Annotated in this window: 13 protein-coding genes and 2 pseudogenes; 7 read left to right on the top strand and 8 right to left on the bottom strand. The window is 71.8% G+C overall.

Annotated elements, in window-relative coordinates:
* Positions 1-149 precede the first annotated feature (149 nt).
* The gene (locus CRP49_RS39075) at positions 150-1718 is read left to right on the top strand and encodes a carbohydrate-binding protein (RefSeq protein WP_097258132.1); all 1569 of its coding nucleotides are present in this window, start codon (positions 150-152) and stop codon (positions 1716-1718) included.
* A 53-nt stretch (positions 1719-1771) separates the two neighbouring features.
* Here CRP49_RS39075 and CRP49_RS39070 read toward each other — a convergent pair.
* From CRP49_RS39070 to ppk2, 3 genes and pseudogenes are all read right to left on the bottom strand, one after another.
* Positions 1772-3817: pseudogene (locus CRP49_RS39070) on the bottom strand (non-reducing end alpha-L-arabinofuranosidase family hydrolase).
* 159 nt (positions 3818-3976) lie between these two features.
* Positions 3977-4705: a hypothetical protein gene (locus CRP49_RS39065; protein ID WP_257033784.1), complete on the bottom strand. Its 729-nt coding sequence runs from the start codon at positions 4703-4705 to the stop codon at positions 3977-3979.
* Between the two features lie 87 nt (positions 4706-4792).
* On the bottom strand, positions 4793-5596 hold the full coding sequence (gene ppk2, locus CRP49_RS39060; protein WP_097258130.1) for a polyphosphate kinase 2: 804 nt from the start codon (positions 5594-5596) through the stop codon (positions 4793-4795).
* A gap of 165 nt (positions 5597-5761) precedes the next feature.
* Between ppk2 and CRP49_RS39055 the strand changes: the two genes are divergently transcribed.
* A complete protein-coding gene (locus CRP49_RS39055; protein ID WP_097258129.1) occupies positions 5762-6454 on the top strand; it encodes a pyridoxamine 5'-phosphate oxidase family protein in 693 nt (230 codons plus the stop codon).
* A gap of 39 nt (positions 6455-6493) precedes the next feature.
* Here the strand turns inward: CRP49_RS39055 and CRP49_RS47280 are convergent.
* The 3 genes and pseudogenes from CRP49_RS47280 to CRP49_RS39045 all read right to left on the bottom strand — a co-directional run bounded on the left by CRP49_RS47280 (position 6494) and on the right by CRP49_RS39045 (position 9741).
* Positions 6494-6588, bottom strand: a pseudogene (locus CRP49_RS47280).
* A 94-nt stretch (positions 6589-6682) separates the two neighbouring features.
* Positions 6683-8254: an amidohydrolase gene (locus CRP49_RS39050; RefSeq protein ID WP_097258128.1), complete on the bottom strand. Its 1572-nt coding sequence runs from the start codon at positions 8252-8254 to the stop codon at positions 6683-6685.
* Between the two features lie 26 nt (positions 8255-8280).
* Positions 8281-9741: an APC family permease gene (locus CRP49_RS39045; RefSeq protein WP_097258127.1), complete on the bottom strand. Its 1461-nt coding sequence runs from the start codon at positions 9739-9741 to the stop codon at positions 8281-8283.
* A gap of 222 nt (positions 9742-9963) precedes the next feature.
* Between CRP49_RS39045 and CRP49_RS39040 the strand changes: the two genes are divergently transcribed.
* From CRP49_RS39040 to CRP49_RS39030, 3 genes are all read left to right on the top strand, one after another.
* Entirely contained in the window at positions 9964-10587 is a 624-nt protein-coding gene (locus CRP49_RS39040) for a TetR/AcrR family transcriptional regulator (protein WP_097258126.1), read from the top strand.
* Between the two features lie 85 nt (positions 10588-10672).
* Complete coding sequence (locus CRP49_RS48595; RefSeq protein WP_257033783.1) at positions 10673-11272, top strand: hypothetical protein; 600 nt, start codon at positions 10673-10675, stop codon at positions 11270-11272.
* A gap of 140 nt (positions 11273-11412) precedes the next feature.
* On the top strand, positions 11413-11601 hold the full coding sequence (locus CRP49_RS39030; RefSeq protein ID WP_097259266.1) for a hypothetical protein: 189 nt from the start codon (positions 11413-11415) through the stop codon (positions 11599-11601).
* A gap of 22 nt (positions 11602-11623) precedes the next feature.
* Here the strand turns inward: CRP49_RS39030 and CRP49_RS39025 are convergent, their stop codons facing one another.
* Both CRP49_RS39025 and CRP49_RS39020 read right to left on the bottom strand, forming a co-directional pair.
* Complete coding sequence (locus CRP49_RS39025; RefSeq protein ID WP_257033876.1) at positions 11624-13045, bottom strand: N,N-dimethylformamidase beta subunit family domain-containing protein; 1422 nt, start codon at positions 13043-13045, stop codon at positions 11624-11626.
* A 323-nt stretch (positions 13046-13368) separates the two neighbouring features.
* Positions 13369-14370 carry a phosphotransferase gene (locus CRP49_RS39020; RefSeq protein WP_097258125.1) on the bottom strand — a complete coding sequence of 334 codons (1002 nt, stop codon included), beginning with the start codon at positions 14368-14370 and terminating at the stop codon, positions 13369-13371.
* A 250-nt stretch (positions 14371-14620) separates the two neighbouring features.
* On the opposite strand from CRP49_RS39020, the gene CRP49_RS39015 reads away from it, so the two are divergent.
* Both CRP49_RS39015 and CRP49_RS39010 read left to right on the top strand, forming a co-directional pair.
* On the top strand, positions 14621-17671 hold the full coding sequence (locus CRP49_RS39015; RefSeq protein WP_097258124.1) for an FG-GAP-like repeat-containing protein: 3051 nt from the start codon (positions 14621-14623) through the stop codon (positions 17669-17671).
* A 41-nt stretch (positions 17672-17712) separates the two neighbouring features.
* Entirely contained in the window at positions 17713-18960 is a 1248-nt protein-coding gene (locus CRP49_RS39010; protein ID WP_097258123.1) for a cation:proton antiporter, read from the top strand.
* Positions 18961-18993: the final 33 nt, after the last annotated feature.

Below are 18993 nucleotides of genomic sequence, written 5' to 3'. Positions count from 1 at the left end.
TCTCCTTACGGTCGGAGAAAGCGCTTTCCACTGCCGAGTTCCCGCAAACACCCGGCAGTGCAGTTCACGCTCTCGAACCACAGCATCGTCGCACCACGGCACCACGGCACCGCACCCGCCCAGCCGAACCGACCCCTGGAGACGAGCCGATGCACCTCAGACCAGCCATCGCGTGCGCCAGCCTGATCGCCGGCACGCTCGTCGCGCTGTCCGGCACCACGGCACAGGCCGCGACCACCCGCTACGAAGCCGAGAGTTCCGGAGCGGTCTGCACTGGCACCGTCGACTCCGACTGGACCGGCTACTCCGGCAGCGGATTCTGCAACGGCACCAACGCGAGCGGCGCGTACGCCCAGTTCACCGTGAACGCCGCCAGTGCGGGCACCGCGACCCTGCAGGTCCGCTTCGCCAACGGAACCACCACCGCGCGTCCGGCCGACGTCACGGTGAACGGCTCGGCGGCCGGTTCGGCGTCGTTCGAGGCCACCGGCGCCTGGGGGACCTGGGTGACCAAGACGCTCACCGTGCCGGTCACCGCGGGCAGCAACACCATCCGGTTCAACCCGACGTCCTCCGCCGGCCTGCCCAACATCGACTACGTGGACGCCGACGTCTCCACGGCGGCGACGGGCACCGTGCTGTACGTGGCGCCGAGCGGCACCGACGGCGCGGCCGGCACGGAGTCGGCTCCGACGACGCTCACCTCGGCCATCAGCCGCATCACCTCCGGCGGCACGATCTACCTGCGCGGCGGTACGTACACCTACTCGTCGACGGTCACCATCCCGGCCGGCAGCGACGGCACCTCCAGCGCCCGCACCACGCTGTCCGCCTACCCCGGCGAGACCCCGGTGCTGAACTTCTCGGCGCAGAGCGAGAGTTCGTCGAACCGAGGGATCCAGCTGAACGCCTCCTACTGGCACCTGTACGGGCTCACCGTCCAGCACGCCGGTGACAACGGGATCTACGTCGGCGGCAGCAACAACGTCATCGAGCGCGCGGTGACGGCGTACAACCGCGACACGGGACTGCAGCTCGGCCGGATCGCCTCCAGCACCCCGAGCAGCCAGTGGCCGTCCAACAACCTGATCGTCAGCTCCGAGTCGCATGACAACGCCGACTCCGACGGCGAGGACGCCGACGGCTTCGCCGCGAAGCTGACCACCGGCACGGGGAACGTCTTCCGGTACGACGTCTCCCACCACAACATCGACGACGGCTGGGACCTCTACACCAAGACCGACACGGGCGCCATCGGCCCGGTGACCATCGAGAACTCCCTCTCCTACGGCAACGGCACCCTCGGCGACGGCACCCAGAACAAGAACGGCGACCGCAACGGCTACAAGCTCGGCGGCGACGACATCGCGGTCAACCACGTCGTCCGGCACAGCATCGCCTACAAGAACGGCCATCACGGGTTCACCTACAACAGCAACCCCGGCACGATGGCGATCTCGAACAACGTCAGCGTCGACAACGCCGAGCGCAACTTCTCGTTCGACGCGGGGACGTCGGTGTTCCGGACCAACACCTCGTGCCGCTTCGCCGTCAGCGGCTCCAACGACAAGGCCGTCGGTGACGCCGACAGCTCCAACCAGTTCTGGACCGGCACGAACGGCTCCCGGTGCGCCTCCTACTCCGGCGCCCTGGGCTGGTCCTTCGCCTCGGACGGCCACCTCGTGGTGACGTTCGGCGGCAGTGTCGTCACCCCCTAGCCGACGCGTGAGCCGGCCCCGCGCACGCACCCGCGCGGGGCCGGCACTCGCGTTCAGCAGGTGGAGTCGGTCTGGGTGAGCAGACCCAGCCGCCATGGCAGGGTGTTGTAGTCACCGGTCGCGTTCGGGTCCAACCCCTGGTAGAGGTACTGGAGTTTGCAGGCGGGGACGGTGAGCGTCTGGTCGTACCCGGCGCGGATCATCTCGCCGTGGCTGATGTCCCTGGTCCAGGCGCCCGACGGGAAGGCCACGTTGCTCGCCCGGGCGAACGGATTGCTCTCGGACGCGGCCAGCGGCGTCCAGGAACCGGCGAGGCCGGTGGAGGTCCAGGAGCGGAAGTAGCGGCGCCCGTCGGAACCGATGGCCTCGACGATCAGCAGGTACTGGTTACTGCCCTGCACCTTGTACACGTTGCTCGCCTCGAACAGCGCATACCTGTTGGAGTCCCGGGCGGCGATCACGGTGTTGGTGAAGCCGTTCGGGAACTGGGCGACGCTGGTCTGCGAGCGGTACAGGTGCCCGTTGTCGTCCGACGAGAACAGATAGCAGTTGGTGTTGTCGCAGATCACCCACATGTCGACCCAGTAGCCGTTGCCGATGTTCTGCTTGATGACGTCCGGCATGGACGCGTAGAAGGTGCGCGGTGCGCTCCACCCGTCGGGGTTGGTGATGTCCGGGTTGGTGGAGTACGACGCGTTCCCGGTCTGCTAGACGAGGTACCACAGCTTCTGCGGCGCGTAGTAGAAGACCTGGGGCGCTGCCCGGTATCCGCTGCCGATCGCCGAGCGGTCCAGGTAGTGGTGGGTGGCCGAGCCGGCCTGGGACCAGTCGTTGAAGCTCAGGTACACCAGGTTGTACCCGGAGGAACTGGCGACGCTGGCGAACACGTGCCACTTCCCCTTGTAGTAGACGACGGACGGGTCCTTGATCCCGGCGATGTCGTGGGTGGAGTCCGGCTTCGGGGAGATCAGCGGGCCGCTGGAACTCCAGCCGAAACCGGAGGGCAGCGCGGCGGGTGCCGTGGCCGTGGTCGTGCCGCCGAGGGCTGACAGGACCGAGTTGTACGCGGCCTTCTTGTTGCCCGAGCCGTCGAAGAGCAGCGGGTTCTCGCCGCTGCGCCAGGAGTCGCTGTCCCTGATGCCCCAGACCGTCATGCCGGTGCAGCGGGGGACGTTCCTGCAGGCCTTGACGGAGTTCGCGTACGCCGTCGGGGACGCCTGTGCGATGTCCAGCTCGGTGATCTGCACGTCCACACCCAGCGCGGCGAAGTTCGCCAGCGTGGTCTGGAAACTCGAAGGCGGACCGGAGCTGCCGAAGTGGCTCTGGAAGCCCACGCAGTCGATGGGCACGCCCCGGGACCTGAAGTCGCGGACCATGCGGTAGACGCCCTGGGTCTTGGCGTCGCTCCAGTTCTCGATGTTGTAGTCGTTGTAGCAGAGCTTGGCCGACGGGTCGGCCGACCGGGCGGTGCGGAACGCCTGCTCGATGAAGCCGTCCCCGAGCAGGTTCTGGAAGACCGAGCTGCGGTGCTGCCCGCTGCCGCCGTCGGCGAAGGCCTCGTTGACCACGTCCCAGGCGTAGACCTTGCCCTTGAAGTGGTTCATCACGGTGGTGATGTGGTTGTTCATCACGGTGCGCAGGGTGTTCGCGTCCGTGATGCCGCTGACCCAGCTGGGCAGTTGGGAGTGCCAGACCAGCGTGTGGCCGCGCACGCGCTGTCCGTGCGCGGTGGCGTGGCTCACGATCTGGTCGGCGGGGGCGAAGCTGAACGAGCCGCGGGACCGTTCGGTGGTGTCCCACTTCATCTCGTTCTCGGGCGTGACCATGGTGAACTCGCGGTCCAGGATCGTCGAGTACGTCCCGTCGCCGAGCTTTCCGGCGGCGACGGCGGTCCCGAAGTACCGCCCCGACTGGGCGGCTTGAGCTCCGAGCGTGCTCGCCTTCACGGCTGTGGGTACGGCGCCGGCCGTCCCGGTCGCCACGAGCGCGCCGGCGACCAGCAGGCCTAAGAGGGAGGCCCGGCGTCGGCCGGGCCTGGTGGGGGCTTCATGGTTCTCCTCGTACGGTCGGATGACGCTGCGGGCGAATGACGGGGGCATGACATGCTTCAGCGCTCGATTCCGCGATGTTCGGACATTCGAACGGTGAACGTAGCCCCGGACGCTCTGGATGATAGGAGGGGTGCCAGTGACGTCAATACCCCTCGCATCATTCGGTGTTGGCGTCGAAATGTTTCGCCGACGGCGGCGACCCGGCGCTCAGCCGACCGGGTCGCCCGCGCCCACGGGACGGGCCTCCAGCTCCGGGTCGGACAGCAACTCGGCGATCAGCTCGGGGGATCCACCGACGTACGTGCTGACCAGGTCCACGTCACCGCCCACGATCCAGGCGCGGTCCTCGGGCCACCACAGGTCGGGCAGCTCGGCGAACTCGTCCAGGGCCGTCGGGGAGACGGCATCGGCCAGGGCCCCGGCGAGCAGCACCTCGTCCCGGCCGGGCGTCGCGAACGTGGGGATCCCGTCGAACTCCCACCGGCCGTACCCGCACCACAGGCCGAACCAGCAGTGCTCCTGGGTCCGGGTGTGCCGGCCCAGCACAGGGATCAGGGCCCGGGCGACCTCAGGCGGGGTCGGTCCCTCGCCCGGATGCTCGTCCCACACCTCGGGCATGCCGTGGTCGGAGCGGTTGAAGTAGTCCTGGTCCTCCCCGATGACCTCGTGCCAGCGCACAGTCGGGGTCACCCGGGTGCCGTGCGCGGCGGCCACCGTCGACCAGCGCACCGGCCGCTCGTCCAGGGACGCCGGATGCAGAATCCTCGCGTAGACCGCGAAGCCGGGCGCGGCGACCCCCGCCACCGTTCCCATCGCGGCGTACCCCGGGGAGCGTTCGGTGAGCCACTCGGCCGGGGCGAGGTCGGCGGTACGGACGTGCAGGCGTCCGTACCGCTCCGGAGCGGGGTCGCGCTGGACCGGGCAGTAGTCGTTCACCTGCACAGTCTGCCCGGTACCCAGGGTGGTCGGCGTACGGCCCGGCCCCTGCCGGCGGAGAGGGCGGGATGTGGAACCCGCGTGGGTTCAGAGGGTCGCCGAGTGATCAGGGACGTAGGTCTGCAGATCGCGCGGCGGGCGCTCGTACCCCGTCGACGGTGGTGGCTCGGGCAGCTCCAGCACCGGCGGCGGCACGTTCTGGTAGGGCACGGACGCCAGCAGATGGGCGATCATGTTCAGCCGGGCACGGCGCTTGTCGTCGCTCTCGACGACGTACCAGGGAGCCTCCGGGATGTCGGTGTGCACGAACATCGTGTCCTTGGCCCGGGAGTACTTCTCCCAGTGGATGATCGACTCCAGGTCCATCGGCGACAGTTTCCAGCGTCGCAGCGGATCCTCCAGCCGGCGCCGGAACCGCTCCTGCTGCACCGCGTCGCTCACCGAGAACCAGTACTTGCGCAGTACGATCCCGTCCTCCACCAGCATCCGCTCGAAGATCGGGCACTGGCGCAGGAACCGCTGGTACTCCTCCTGGGTGCAGAAGCCCATGACGTGCTCCACGCCGGCCCGGTTGTACCAGGACCGGTCGAAGAGCACGATCTCCCCCGCGGCCGGCAGATGCTCGACGTACCGCTGGAAGTACCACTGGGTGCGCTCGCGGCCGGTGGGCTTCGGCAGCGCCACGATCCGGGCGAGGCGGGGGTTGAGGTACTGGGTGACCCGCTGGATGGTGCCGCCCTTGCCGGCCGCGTCCCGCCCCTCGAAGACGACGACCAGCCGGGCGCCCTCGGCCCGCACCCACTCCTGCAGCTTCACCAACTCCGTCTGCAGACGCAGCAGTTCCTTCTCGTACGTCCTGCGGGGCAGCTGATCCACCGTCTTGTCGGCCATGTCTCCAGTCTCTCCCGAGTCGAGCCGCACGGCCGCTCGGCGGGTGCCGAACGGTACGGGGAGGGGCCGAGCGGCCCATGGGGTCGGATCCGGGCGTGTGCGACGGTGAGAGCGACGGAACACGCTGGTGCCGGGCGGTCCGGCCCGGGCGAGGAGTGGGTGGCCATGAGCGAACGGACGACCCCGCAGCACCGCACGCAGGCTCCGGTGGCGACTGCCACGCAGGGCGACCTGGGACGCCGCATCGAATGGCGCCGCACGGAACTGGGCCTCACCCGGGAGCAGGTGGCGTTTCGCGCAGGCGTGGCCGAGGACTACGTCGCCCACCTGGAGGAACACAGCACCGCCGCCCCGGACGCCGGCACCCTGCTCAGACTGGCCGGGGCCCTGCGGACCAGCCCCGCGGAACTCGGCGGCGGCCATGCCGGTCTTCCGGTCGGCCTCGGACAGGCCGCCCGGTACGCCCGCCTCGGTGAGCTGAGCCCGCAGGAGTGCAGGGCGCTGCTCTCGACGCACGGCGTGGGCAGGATCGCGGTGACCGGCGAAGGGGCACCGCTCGTCGTCCCCGTCAACTACAGCGTCGTCGACGGCACCATCGCCTTCCGGACACGCCCGGGCTCGCCGGCCACCCAGGGACTCGGCAAGGAGGTGTCCTTCGAAGTCGACCGCGTGGATGACGCGTTGAGCCAGGGATGGAGCCTCCTGGTCCACGGCACCGCCCGCGCCGTGACCGACCCCGACGAGGCGCGCCACCTGGCCGAGCACGCCTACAGCACGCCGTGGGCCGGAGGAGAGCGCGACCAGTGGGTACGCATCGAGCCCACCGTGTTCACGGGGCGCCGCATCGATGTGTGGTGAGCCCGCCCGGCCCCGTTCCCGGTCCTTCTGCACACCGAGCGGAGAGGGCAGGATTCGAACCTGCGTGGGCCCCGTGGGGCCCGACCTTGAGGCGTGCTCGTCGGTCCCCGATCAGCCACTCCGGGCACCTCTCCCCGTTCCCGGCTTCCGGTTTCCCGTGCCGTTCACATGAAAAGAGTGGCAGCAGGGGCTGACGGGGGACTGACGCGCCGCTGACGGGGTGCTTCGTCACGTGACCCGGTGCGCCACATGGCCGCCCGTCACCGTCACCACGACCGGTGCGTCGGCCAGTTCGTCGCCGGGCGCGAGCACCGGGTCCACCGACAGGGCGGTCAGGTCGGCACGGTGGCCGGGTGCGATACGGCCGGCCACGCCGGACTCGCCGGCTGCGGCGGCCGCGTGGCTGGTGCAGCCCTCCAGCGCCTGCAGCGGCGTCAGCCCCGGCCGCTGCGCGGCGGCACCCTTGGGGCGGCGCGCCGTCGCCAGTACGGCCCGTACGTCGTAGTGCGCGATGGGCCAGTCCGAGCCGAGCGCGACCGTGGCCCCGGCCTCGCGCAGGTCCCGCAGCCGCCAGGCGCGGGCGGCCCGGTCGGTGCCCAGACGGCGCGACCACTCGTCGGTGCCGTCGTCCCGGGTGTAGCCGGTGTGCGGCGGCTGCAGCGAAGCGGTGACGCCCAACTCCGCGAAGCGGGGCATGAGTTCGTCGGGGGCGGTCTCGATGTGCTCGATCCGGTGCGCCCCGCGCCCGCCGGGCCCGAGGGAGGCGACGGTGTCCAGGACGTGGCGCACGGCCGCGTCCCCGATGGCGTGCGTGGCCGTCCGCACACCCGCCGCGTGCAGGGTCCGTACGGCGGTGGCGTACGCCTGCGGATCCGGCCAGAACGCGTCCGTGCCCTGGCCGTGGCAGTCGGCGTGCTCCAGCCAGGCCGTACCGCCCTCGACGGTGCCGTCCATGAAGAACTTGACCCCGCCGACCAGCCAGTGCCGGCCGCCTCTGCCCTGCAGCTCGATCAGTTCCCGCAGGGCGTCGTCGTCCGCGCCGGGCATGCACCAGGGCGCGAACCGCAGCCGCACGGGAAGCACGGTCTCCCGCGCCACCGCCGCCACCAGGTCCAGGTCGCCGCCGTCCATCACATGGGCGCCGGTCAGCCCCGTGGCGGCCATGGCCGACAGCAGCTCCAGCAGCCGGGTGCGCCGCTCGGCGCACGACGGCCGCGGTAGGACGTCCGCCACGAGGTCCATCGCGGCATGCTCGACGAGGTGACCGGTGGGCCGGCCCTCGGCGTCGCACACCACCTCCGCACGCTGGGCGAAGGAGCGCGGTCCCGTCACCCCGGCGGCCGCCAGGGCCACGCCGTTGACGAGCGCGGAGTGGCCGTCGTACAGGCGCAGGAAGGCCGGCGTGTCACCGAGGACGTCCGCCACGAGGTCGTGGTGGACGGGCCGGCCCTCGAAGGCGTTGTGGTCCAGGCCGAAGCCGACGACCCAGCCCTCCACGCGCTCTGCCTTGGCGAGCGCCGCGCGCAGCCCGGCCAGGTCCGTCACGGCCGACAGGTCCGTGCCCGTCGCCATGTCCAGCCCCCACACCGGATGGCTGTGCGCGTCGACCAGGCCGGGCACGAGGTGCGCGCCGCCCAAGTCCACGACCTCGGTACCGGGGCCGCGCCAGTCACGTACGTCCGCCGTCTCCCCGACCGCGGTGATCGTCCCGTCGTGCACGGCGACGGCCGAGGCGGTGGGACGGGCGGGGTCGAGGGTGCGGACCTGGGCCCCGGTGAGGATGAGGTCGGCTGCGGGCATGGGGGCGACTCCTGTACGGGTGCGGGTCATTCGGCAGGCTCGGTGGCGAAGGCGGCGTACACCTCGGGGCGTCTGCGGCGCAGCCACCACGCCAGCGGCAGTCCGAGGGCGAAGACGACGGGGGAGACGACGACGAGCAGGGTGTTCACGGCCGAGGACGCGCCGGTGAACAGGTCGATGTGACCCACCACCAGCACGATCGCGGTCGCCAGCAGGACGGCGGCGACGACGGGGGCCACCAGCGTGCGCAGACTGCCCTCCTGGTGGCTGACGCGCCGGAAGTAGCAGGGCACGGCGATCGCGGCGAGCAGCTGCAGCAGCAACAGGCCGATCATTCCCGGGGTGTTCACCCACAGCAGCAGCTGCTGGTACGGGTCGGCCTGCGCGGCCCAGAACGCGAGGACCACGACCGCGCCGAGGACCGTCTGGGCGATGCCCGCGACGTAGGGCGAGCGGTGGCGCGGGTGGATCCGGCCGAGCCGGCGGGGCAGTACGCCCTCTTCCGCCAGGGCGAGGGCGTAGCGGTTGATGGCGTTGTGGAAGGCGAGGAGGGAGGCGATGACACTGGTGATGATGAACAGATGCATCAGGTCGGCCGCCCAGCCGCCGACGTACGTGGTGATGGCGGTGAAGAACAGCCCGGCCGGGTCCTTGCCGGCCGCCCGGACGACCTGGTCGTCGCCGAAGGCCTGGATGGCCACCCAGACGATGAACGCGTAGAACAGGCCGAGGAATCCGACGGCCAGGTAGGTGGCGCGCGGGACCGTGCGCTCGGGGTCGCGGGCCTCGCGGCGGTAGATGACGGTCGACTCGAAGCCGGTGAACGCGGCGAAGGCGAAGGCGAGGACCGCGGCGGTGCCGGGCACGAACACGTGCGCCGGGGCCAGGGAGCCCAGGGACAGGCCGTGGGCGCCGCCCTTGACCAGGACCCCGCCCGCGAGCAGGACGAGTATCCCGGTCTCGGCGACGAGCAGGACGCCGAGCAGCTTGGCGCCGAAGTCGATCGAACGGAAGCCGCCGTAGCCGATCAGCACCAGCCCGGCCAGGGAGATCGGCAGCCAGGGGACGTCGGTGCCGAAGAGGGAGTGCACGGTGTCCCGGGTGGTGGAGGCGAGGAGGCCGTAGACGCCGATCTCCATGCCGTTGTAGCCGATCAGGGCCAGCAGGGCGGCACCGATGCCGACCGGGCGGCCGAGCCCGCGGGTGATGAAGGCGTAGAAGGCGCCGCCGCTGGTGATGTGGCGGCTCATGGTGGTGAAGCCGACGGCGAAGACCGCGAGGGTCAGACCGGCGAGGAGATAGCCGACGGGCGCGCCGATGCCGCCCAGCAGGATCGCGAGGGGAGCGACGCCGGCCATGACGGTCAGCGGTGCGGCGGCGGAGACGACGAAGAAGGCGATGTCGGCGGTGCCGAGGGAACCGGAGCGGAGCGTGGCCGGGTCGGACGACGCTCTCTCCTCCGGCAGCTCGGAGGTGGTCACGGACATACGGGGGAGCCCTTCTGGCGGCGGACGGGAGGGGGTCCCGGTGGTGGGGCGGCCGGGGTTCGCGGGCGTCGGCGGCCGGGGCTGGGGTGGGCGGGTCCATGCCGACGTCTCCGGGCGCACGGGGGGATGACGGTGCCCGGAGCCGTTAACCTAAAGGCTTTCGGTTTCCGCAATGTAACCTGCCGTTGGGCATCCGGGAAGACCTCAGGGAGAACGCTGACCATGGGACGGCCGCGCACACCGCTCCTCGACCGCGAGCGCATCACCACCACGGCGCTGCAACTGATCGACGAGAGCGGCGACTTCAGCGTGCCGCAGATCGCCCGGCGGCTCGGCGCCCAGACCGGGTCCGTGTACCACCACGTGGACGGCCGGGACGGCATCGTGGAACTGCTGCGCGAGCGCGTCGCCTCCGGGATCGACCCCGCCACCCTGGATCTGACGCCGTGGGACACGGCCGTCGAGGCCTGGGCCCGCTCCTACCGCGCCGCGTTCGCCGCCCACCCCCGGGCGATCCCGCTGCTGATGACTTCACCCGTACGAGCGCCCCGCGTGCTGGAGCAGTACGAGCGGGCCGTGAACGTCCTGCTCGCGGCCGGGTTCGACCGCGCCGGGATCATGCCCCTGATCATCGCCCTGGAGAACCTGGTGCTGGGCTCGGCCCTCGACCTCGCCGCACCGGAGACGATGTGGGAGCTGACGGACCAGGTCCCGACACCCCGCCTCGCCGAGGCGCTCGCCGCGGTGGGCGAGGGCCGGGCCGACCGCGCCTTCGAGGTGGGCCTGACCGCCTTCATGAACCATGCCCGTGCGCTGCGGGAGAAGCGGGTCGACGTCGGCGGCTGACCCGGCTCGCGATCCGAGCCTCTGAGCCCGCTTTCTGAGTACGAGAACTCATGACGCCGACCCGGGCGTCGGCCAGGATCGGCGCATGACGAAGATCAGTTCGACGGGGACCCGGGCCGGGATGGTTCCGCTGGTGTTACTGGCCGTGCTGGCCGCCGGGTGCGGGACGCAGCGGGCCGGGGACGACGCCGGTGCGGGCGGGCCCTCGCGCAGCGCGGTGGCGACGCCGAGCACGCCCACGGACTCTCCGTGCCCCGGCGAGAGCCCCGCTCCCTCGCCGAAGCCGTCCACGGCCACCCCGAGCCCCACCGCGCCGCCGACCGACCACTACGCCGAGAACCACGGCTTCATGGTGCCCTTCGAACTGCACGGCAAGCGCCGCTGCCAGGGCCTCGCGGTCGTCGGGCGCGTCCGGAAGGCACTCGAACCACTGCGCACGCGCGGGCAGTTCAACCCCGAGAGTGTCCGCAAGGCCCTCGTCGGCCTCGGGTACTCCGGCGGGCAGGTGCAGACGTACCAGAGCGGGGGCGGCGTCGGCTTCCTCGTCCAGGTCGACGACTACCCGGTGTGTGTGGAGGGGAGCCTGCAGGGGACCCCGACCCTGGACGGCGCCACGACCGAGGCGGACGCCTTCGGCGGCTACCCCGATCACGACGGCTGCGACCAGCCCTCGGGGGGCCACTGACCGTACGTCCCCGGCCGGCGGGACGGGCCTGGTTACCGGCCAGTTTCCCACTACCGTAAGTAACATGATGACCTTGGCTCCGGGTGTACCAGTCAGTCAACTCGGCGCGGTCCCAGGACGCGCCCTGCCCGGAGATGGCCATGTCTACTGTCAACGACGCGCACAACGATCCGTTGGAAAGCGCTCGCTTCGCCTATGAGCAGCACGTTCAGACGTGCCGCCAGTGCCGTGCCGACGCCGCGCCCTGTGCCGTGGCCAAGCACCTGCTGCGGCTCTACAACCTCGCCCGCAGGGACCGGCTCCGCGCCACGGGGCACCAGGCTCAGTGACGCCGGGGCCCGGTGGCCGCCGTCAGACCGCGCCGCCGCCGTACACCTCCTCCACGTTCGGACGGGGTGGCGGGCCGGTGCGGGTCGCCGGGCCCTGCGCGAAGGTGCGCAGCAGGTTCTCCGTGGTGCGCGTGACGAACGCGCGCGTGCGGCCGTCCATACCGTGGTCGCGGCCCAGCTCACCGGTGCCGGCGAGCAGGCCCTCCACCCAGCGCATGGTGCCGGTCGCGAACACCCCCGCACCGCCGGCGGCCGTGTAGTACGCCGAGTCGCTGTGACTGGGGCGGCCGACGCAGACGACGGGGGAGTGCGCGGTGATCTCCAGGGAGCCGGGAACGGGGGAGACGGGCGTGACCCGGTCGTACTCGACCCCCACCAGATGGGGGAAGGCGTCGCCGGGGCGTACGCCGGTGCCGTCGTACAGCCAGTGATCGGCGGCGTGCACGACATAGGGGGCGTCGACCGGATAGCCCTCGTACAGGACACCGGTGAGCGAGGACTCCGGGTCGGCGGCGGGCGGACTGCGGTAGTCGGTGGTGACCAGCGCCGGGGCGGACGCGTAGCTGGGGTCGGCGCGGTAGGACGTCTTGTAGCAGACCACCGTACGGTCGCCCGCCCCCTCCCCGTCCTCCAGCCGGACCCGGCGGAAGCAGGTGTTCGCGCCCAGGAAGGCCACGTTCGTCCCGGCGTCCCGGGCCCGGGTGACGTACGCCCGCTGTTCGGGCGTCCAGTACTCGTCGTGCCCCAGACAGACGAGCGCGTGCGCGCCGCGCAGCACCGACGGGTCCCGGTGGACGTCGACGCCGGTGGTGTAGGCGAGCGGGATGCGCAGGCGTTCCGCCAGCACCACCAGGGCCCACTCGTAGACCAGGAACTTCTCGGCGCCGTTGCCGTCGTAGGGGCGGTCGAGGCTGACCGCGAGCGACCGGGTGGCGTAGGCGCCCGAGGAGCCCGCGTAGAGGCTGTAGCCGCCCCAGCGGTTGTACGCCTGCCAGGTGGCCGGCGCGTGCAGCAGGACCGTGCGGCCCGCGCCCTCGGCGGAGCGGACGATCAGCGGGATGTGGCGTTGGTGACCGGTGTCGGCCTCCAGCCGCAGCAGGTACGCGCCTTCCGGCCAGCCGGTGGTGTCCAGGCTCAGCGAGGCGGGCCAGTCGGCGCGCACGGTACGGGTGGCGGGCAGCAGGAGCGGGGGCGGCTGGGCGCGGCCGGGTATGCGCGGTGAGGCCCATATGAGACGGGCCTGCTTGCCGCCGTACCAGCCGACGCGGAACGCCGAGACCCGGAACGAGGCGGCGGTGGTCGACACGTGCAGGCCGCACTCCTCGCCGGGTGCGACGCTCACCCGGTCCGTGTAACCGGTCACGGCGTCCGGCGGGCCCGCCGAGCGGATCCGCCAGTCGGTGGTGCCCGGCGCGTCCCGTTCGGCCTCCGGCAGCGTCCGTATGAGCGGGCGGGTGTTCGCGCGCGGGGGCGCGGGCGTGCAGGCGGCCGCCGTGCCCAGGCCCGCGCCCGCGCACAGGGCCAGGAAGCGTCGGCGGTCGAGGGGTGGAATGCCGCGTGCTGGAATCACCACGCCTCCCGGATCCGGCCCGGTTCGTCCCTTGCCCAGCCTCCCGATCCGGCCCCGTTTCCCGCAACCGGACGAGGACTCCGCGAGGGCGGCGCCGACGGCGGACGGCCCCGGTGGGCCACCGGGGTGGCGGCATCGGGGGTGGGGGACGGGCGTTGTGCCGTACGAGTGGTGTGCTGTCTACAACGGTCTGTCGCCTACAGCGGAGGATCCTCGGCGAGTTCCAGCAGCGAGCGGGCGCTCTCCAGGGCCAGTGGAGCGGCTCCGGGCGCGGTCGGGAACAGGCGGCCCCAGGCGCGGGCGCGCCCCAGGGCGCTCAGCCGCCACGCGAGGTTCACCGCGCGCCGGAGTTCCGCCGCCGTGCGGCCGGATCCCGTCCATGGCTCCAGGTAGGCGTCGCGCAGGCGCGGCAGCACGTCGGGACCGTACCGGCCGCAGGCTCGCCGGGCGGTGACCTGCAGGCTGCAGAACGGGTGGGAGACGGCGGCGTCGCCCCAGTCGAAGAAGGTGTACCGGCCCGGTTCCGGGTTGAACAGCTGGCCGTCGTGCAGATCCGAGTGGTCGAGGGAGTCGGCGATGCCCGAGGCCGCGAGTTCGGCGCACCAGTCCACGAGGCGGGGCCGGAGTGCGTCGAGCCGCGCGCGCTCGTCCGGCCGCAGTGTCGCGTTCCCGGCGAGCAACTCGTCGAAGATCTCGGGCAGTTCCATGGTCCGGGCGCTCGGGACACCCAGCCGTTCGATCTCCCGCGCGTGCGGGACCAGGGCGTGCTGCATGCTCGCGTACTGGCGGAGCAGGTCCTCCCAGGCGCGGGGCTCCACGGACTCCCGCTCGAGCACGTTCCGGAAGAGGTCACCGCCGTCCGGCAGCAGGGACCAGCCACGGTCGGCGTCGACCGCGAGCGGCGCCAGGACGTGCTCCGGCACCCAGCGGGCCAGGGCGGCGGTCAGCGGGCCCTCGAAGCCGCTGGCCGGCGGATTCGCCTTGAACCACACGGCAGCGCGCCCGGCCACGGGCACCCGCACCAGGACTGACCACGGCCGCAGCCGCACCTGCGGTCGGCCGTTCATCCGCAGCCCATGGGCGGCAAGCCCGGCCTCCACCCAGTCGAGGGCCGCGGTCCGCCAGGACTCCTGCTCCCAGGGAGTCACCGCGCCCGCGTACCGGCCCCGGTCCACGGTCGGCGACGCATGATCTCGCATCAGGCCATCCCAGCATCCCGATGCGCGGGTGACCAGCGGTTTTCAAGGGCCACCGCGCGCCCGCGGGCCGCCGTCAGTTCGGGCGTCGCCACGGTGGCCGCGGCCGGCCGGACCCGGCGCGGGCCCCGACCTCTGATAGCCCACCCGCTCAACCCACCTGCTTCATCGGCCACTTGTATGCTCACGAACGCATGTCTGGGGAGACATGACGGACAAGCTCTGACGCCAGAGCCGCATACAGGGGGGAACCGTGCCCGCACGGCATCACCGGCTGACGCGCGCGGGGAGCGCCGTCGCCACCGTCGCCACCGCGCTCGTCACGACAGCGGGACTTGCCGCGCCGCTGGTCGCGCCCGCATACGCGGTCACCGCCGAGGTGAAGATCGCCGCGCCCGACGCCGACGTCGCCCGCCGCATCACGGTGGTGGCCAGTGGCCGCCTGGGCGTGCTGTACCAGCAGGAGGGCACCGACGGTTACCTCTGGAGCAGCACCAGAAAGGCAATACCGGCGCTCGACGGCGTACCGGCGCAGTCCTTCTTCGACACGTACGACTACGACAACAGGGTCTTCTACTCCACCACCGCGGACGACGGCAGCACCAGCATCACCGCGTACAACCTGGAAACCGGCTACACGTACTCCTTCAAGCTGCCGAGCGGCTACCAACACCCGCAGATGAGCGGCGGCTTCGCGCTCGCCTCGAACCAACTGGCCGACGGCACCTACGAGTACCGGGTCGTCAGACCCAACGGCTCGGGCGGCGTCTACGACACTCAGGTGCAACTGCCGGCGGGTGCCACCGCGGAGGCCGAACCGGAGATCCTGGCGACCGCCGACGGAGGTGCGGACTTCGTCGTCCGCTATCAGAAGGACGGCCGCGCCGCCTACGGCATCGTCAACGCCCTCTCCGGCGCCGTCACCGCACTCCAGGTGACCGGACCGGCGAGCAGCTTCCGGCTCACCCGCTCCTGGGTGTCGTGGTTCACCCGCGAGGACGGGGCCGGCATCCGGATCCGGGCGCGCGCCGGCGCGGGTGAGAGCCCCGGCGTCCGGACCGTGCCGACCTCGTCCCCGGACAGCGACGTCACCTCGTTCGTCGTCGGCGACAACTCGCTGTGGTACGAGGGTTCGGGCGGGGCGCTGCACAACCTGTCGCTCCCGGCGGACGCGGCCCCGGTCCTCGCCGATGTCGAACAGGCCTGGCAGACCGGTGAGTCGGTGGCCGTCATCGGACGGGCGACCGCCGACGGCCCGCGCAGCCTGTACTTCCTCGCCGACGACGGCGACGGCGGCGTCTCCGTCACGCCCTGGCAGACGATCACGCCCGTCCACTACGACGGCTCGGTCGGCGCGCTCGGCCTCGACCGGGGCACCGTACGCTTCCTCAACTCCCTGCGGGGCACCGGCACGCTGCACAGCCAGGACATCGGCACCGCCCTGGCGCCGGCCGGCGGGGCCCCGCTGACCCCGGCCGCCACCTCCGGCAGCACCGGCGCGGGCCGCTTCGCCGACGGCGGCGACGAGGGCCTCGCCCAGCTCACCACCGACCCGGCCACCGGCAAGGACATCCTCACCACGGCCGACGACCCCAAGGGCGACATCGCGCTGCCGGCCACCGACGGGCGCATCCTCGACGTGTCCCCGCAGTACGTGCTGTACACCGGCGGCGGCAAGCAGTACGTCGTGGACATCACCGCCGGCAAGGTCGTGCGCGAACAGAACGCCCAGGCGGCGGTCCTCGACTACGGCACGCTGTGGACACCGTCCACCACCGCGGGGCAGGTGGTCGCCACCGACCTGCGTACGGGCAAGGCGGTTCGCACCGTCGACACCGGCGGCGGCTGCACACCGGACGACCTGCGGACCAACGGCACGCTCCTGTACTGGAGTTGCGCCGCCCAGAAGAAGGCCGGGATCAAGAACCTCGCCTACATGGACAAGACGTACGACGCCCCGGTCGGGGACGTGCTCCTCGGCGACGGCTTCTACGGCTCCTACGACCCTGCCAAGAAGTCGATCCGGCTGACCGAGGTCCGCAACGACGTCACCGACTCCCTCGGCGAGATCACCGGCGTCGCCTCCACCACAGCCGCCGACACCCGCGGGGTCACCTGGACCGTCGACCGCCGCTCCAACAAGGTCGCGTACGTGGACGGGGACAGTGCCGTCCATGTCGTCGGCGCCTACGACTACACCTGGCTGCCGTCCAGGCTGACCGCGCCCGACTCCACCGCTCCCGTGTCGTTCGCGGCGGCCGGCGGTGCGGCGCGGTGGGACGGCCGCTGGTGGCTGTCCAAGCCGGCCGCCTCCTGGCAGGTGACCGTCAAGAGCAACACCACCGGAGCGGTCCTGCGCACCTGGCAGGGCGGCCCCACCCGCAGCGCCGTCCGCGCGACCTGGGACGGGAAGACGCAGAGCGGAGCACTGGTGCCCAACGGCGCCTACACCTGGACCCTCACCGCCACCCCGGCCGACGGCAACGGCGCCGTGCTGTCCACCTCCGGCACGGTCCAGGTGACCGGCGCCGCGGCCGTGCGGCGCGACCACGCGGGATCCGACGGGATCGGCGACCTGCTGACGCTCAGCTCCTCGGGCGCCCTGAGCATCCAGAAGGGCGACGGCAAGGGCGGCTTCTCCGGCAAGGCCACCGGCTCGGGCTGGGCGACCTCCGTCAAGGCCGTCCCGTTCGGCGACCTCGACGGCGACCGCTGCAACGACGTCCTGGTGCGGTCCGCGAACGGCACCCTGCGCGCCTACCGGCCCGGCTGCGGCAAGGCCGTGACGCCGTCCACCGCGAACACCGCGCTGGGCACGGGCTTCGACCAGTACGACGTCCTCACCTCGCCCGGCGATGTGACGGGGGACGGGCGCGCGGACCTCGTCGCGCGGAACGCGAAGACCGGTGCGCTGTACCTGTACAAGGCGACCGGCTCCGGGAAGCTGTCGGCGCGGGTGAAGCTGTACGCGGACTGGTCCGGCTACAAGAAGGCCGTCGGCGCCGGCGACCTCGACGGCGACGGCCGCGGTGACCTGCTGGTCCAGGACAAGTCGAACAAGCTGTGGCGCTACAGCGGCACCGGCGCGGGCACGTTCAAGGCCCGGGTGAAGCTCTTCGACAACTGGGGCTCCTCCTACAACGCCGTCATCGGCGTCGGCGACATCACCGGTGACGGCAAGGCGGACCTCGTCGCCCGCGACTCCTCCGGCACGCTGTGGCGCGCCGACGGCACCGGCAAGGGCTCCTTCGGCGCCCGTACGAAGATCGGCACGGGCTGGGGCACGTACAAGGGTCTGTTCTAGCGCACGGGTCTGTTCCGGCGCTCCGCGAGAGAGGTGCCCTCGTGAGTCATCTCGTAGCCACCGTTCTCGGTGACGTGGCCCTCGTCATCCTGGTGTCCTGGGTGTTCGGGGGCCTGGCCCGGCGGCTCGGGCAGCCGGCGGTGATCGGCCAGATCCTCGCCGGGATCGCCCTGGGACCGACCCTGCTGGGCCGGCTTCCCGGGGACCTGTCCGGGCGTCTGTTCCCCGCCGAGGCGCGGCCGTTCCTGTCGGTGCTGGCCCAGATCGCCGTGGTCCTGTTCCTGTTCGTGGCGGGCTACGAGATCGACTTCCGCACCTTCCGGGCGGGACGCACCGCCGTGAGCGTCGCGGTGGCGGCTCTGCTGACCCCGATGGCGCTCGCCGTGGGGGCCGTGGAACTGTGCGGCGGACTGTTCTCCGCCGTGGATCCCCGGCATGCGGGCCACCACTCGTTCGCTCTGTTCATGGCGGTGGCGCTCTCGATCACCGCCCTCCCGGTGCTGGCGGCCATCGTGCGGGAGCGCGGGGCCGCCGGCACTCCCGCGGGAACGGTGGCGATCACGGCGGCCGGCCTCATGGACGTGGCGGCCTGGCTGGTGCTGGCGGCGGTGCTCAGCGACTCCGGGCACGACACCCGGTGGCCCTGGCCCGTCGCCCTGGCCCTGCTGGCGGCCTTCGTCGCGTTCGTCCTCGGCCTCGTCCGGCCCGTGCTGCGCTGGTGGCTGAACCGGCCGGCCACGCTGCTCAGCAATCCCGTTCCGGTGGCGTTGGTCCTCGCCCTGGGCAGCGCCTGGGTCACCGAGTCGCTCGGCCTGCACGCCGTCTTCGGCGGGTTCCTCGCCGGACTGGCCATGCCGCGCCGGGACGGTGCGCCGAACGCCGACGTGCTGCGACCGATGGAACAGACGTCCGGGATGCTGCTGCCGCTGTTCTTCGTGTCCACCGGCCTGTCCGTCGACATCGGCACACTGGGCGCGGACGGCTTCGGTCTGCTGGGCGTGCTCCTGGTGGCGGCGATCGCGGGCAAGGTCGTACCGGCCTACGGGGCGGCCCGGGTGCACGGCCTGGACACCCGGCAGTCGGCGCTGGTCGCCGTCATGGTGAACACCCGCGGGCTCACCGAGCTGATCGTGCTGGACGTCGGCAGGTCGGCGGGGCTCATCGGCCAGGACCTGTACGCCGTCCTCGTCCTCATGGCGCTGGTCACCACCTTCATGACCGGACCGCTGCTCCAGCTGCTCGGGAGAACAAGCGACGTGAGCGAAACGAAGGCTTCGGTCAGAGCCTGAACGGAGTGCGCCCCCCGGACGTCGGCCGGGGGG

The organism is Streptomyces sp. Ag109_G2-15, from assembly GCF_900215565.1.
GTDB lineage: Bacteria > Actinomycetota > Actinomycetes > Streptomycetales > Streptomycetaceae > Streptomyces > Streptomyces diastatochromogenes.
The sequence above is the reverse complement of the archived record's forward strand: the minus strand, read 5'-3'. Positions and strand labels throughout refer to the sequence as shown.

Coding starts and splice junctions, on each gene's coding strand:
- CRP49_RS39075 (WP_097258132.1), top strand. CDS start 150: ATGCACCTCAGACCAGCCATCGCGTGCGCCAGCCTGATCGCCGGCACG.
- ppk2 (WP_097258130.1), bottom strand. CDS start 5,596: ATGGCCGACAAGACGGTGGATCAGCTGCCCCGCAGGACGTACGAGAAG.
- CRP49_RS39055 (WP_097258129.1), top strand. CDS start 5,762: ATGAGCGAACGGACGACCCCGCAGCACCGCACGCAGGCTCCGGTGGCG.
- CRP49_RS39050 (WP_097258128.1), bottom strand. CDS start 8,254: ATGCCCGCAGCCGACCTCATCCTCACCGGGGCCCAGGTCCGCACCCTC.
- CRP49_RS39045 (WP_097258127.1), bottom strand. CDS start 9,741: ATGTCCGTGACCACCTCCGAGCTGCCGGAGGAGAGAGCGTCGTCCGAC.
- CRP49_RS39040 (WP_097258126.1), top strand. CDS start 9,964: ATGGGACGGCCGCGCACACCGCTCCTCGACCGCGAGCGCATCACCACC.
- CRP49_RS48595 (WP_257033783.1), top strand. CDS start 10,673: ATGACGAAGATCAGTTCGACGGGGACCCGGGCCGGGATGGTTCCGCTG.
- CRP49_RS39030 (WP_097259266.1), top strand. CDS start 11,413: ATGTCTACTGTCAACGACGCGCACAACGATCCGTTGGAAAGCGCTCGC.
- CRP49_RS39020 (WP_097258125.1), bottom strand. CDS start 14,370: ATGCGAGATCATGCGTCGCCGACCGTGGACCGGGGCCGGTACGCGGGC.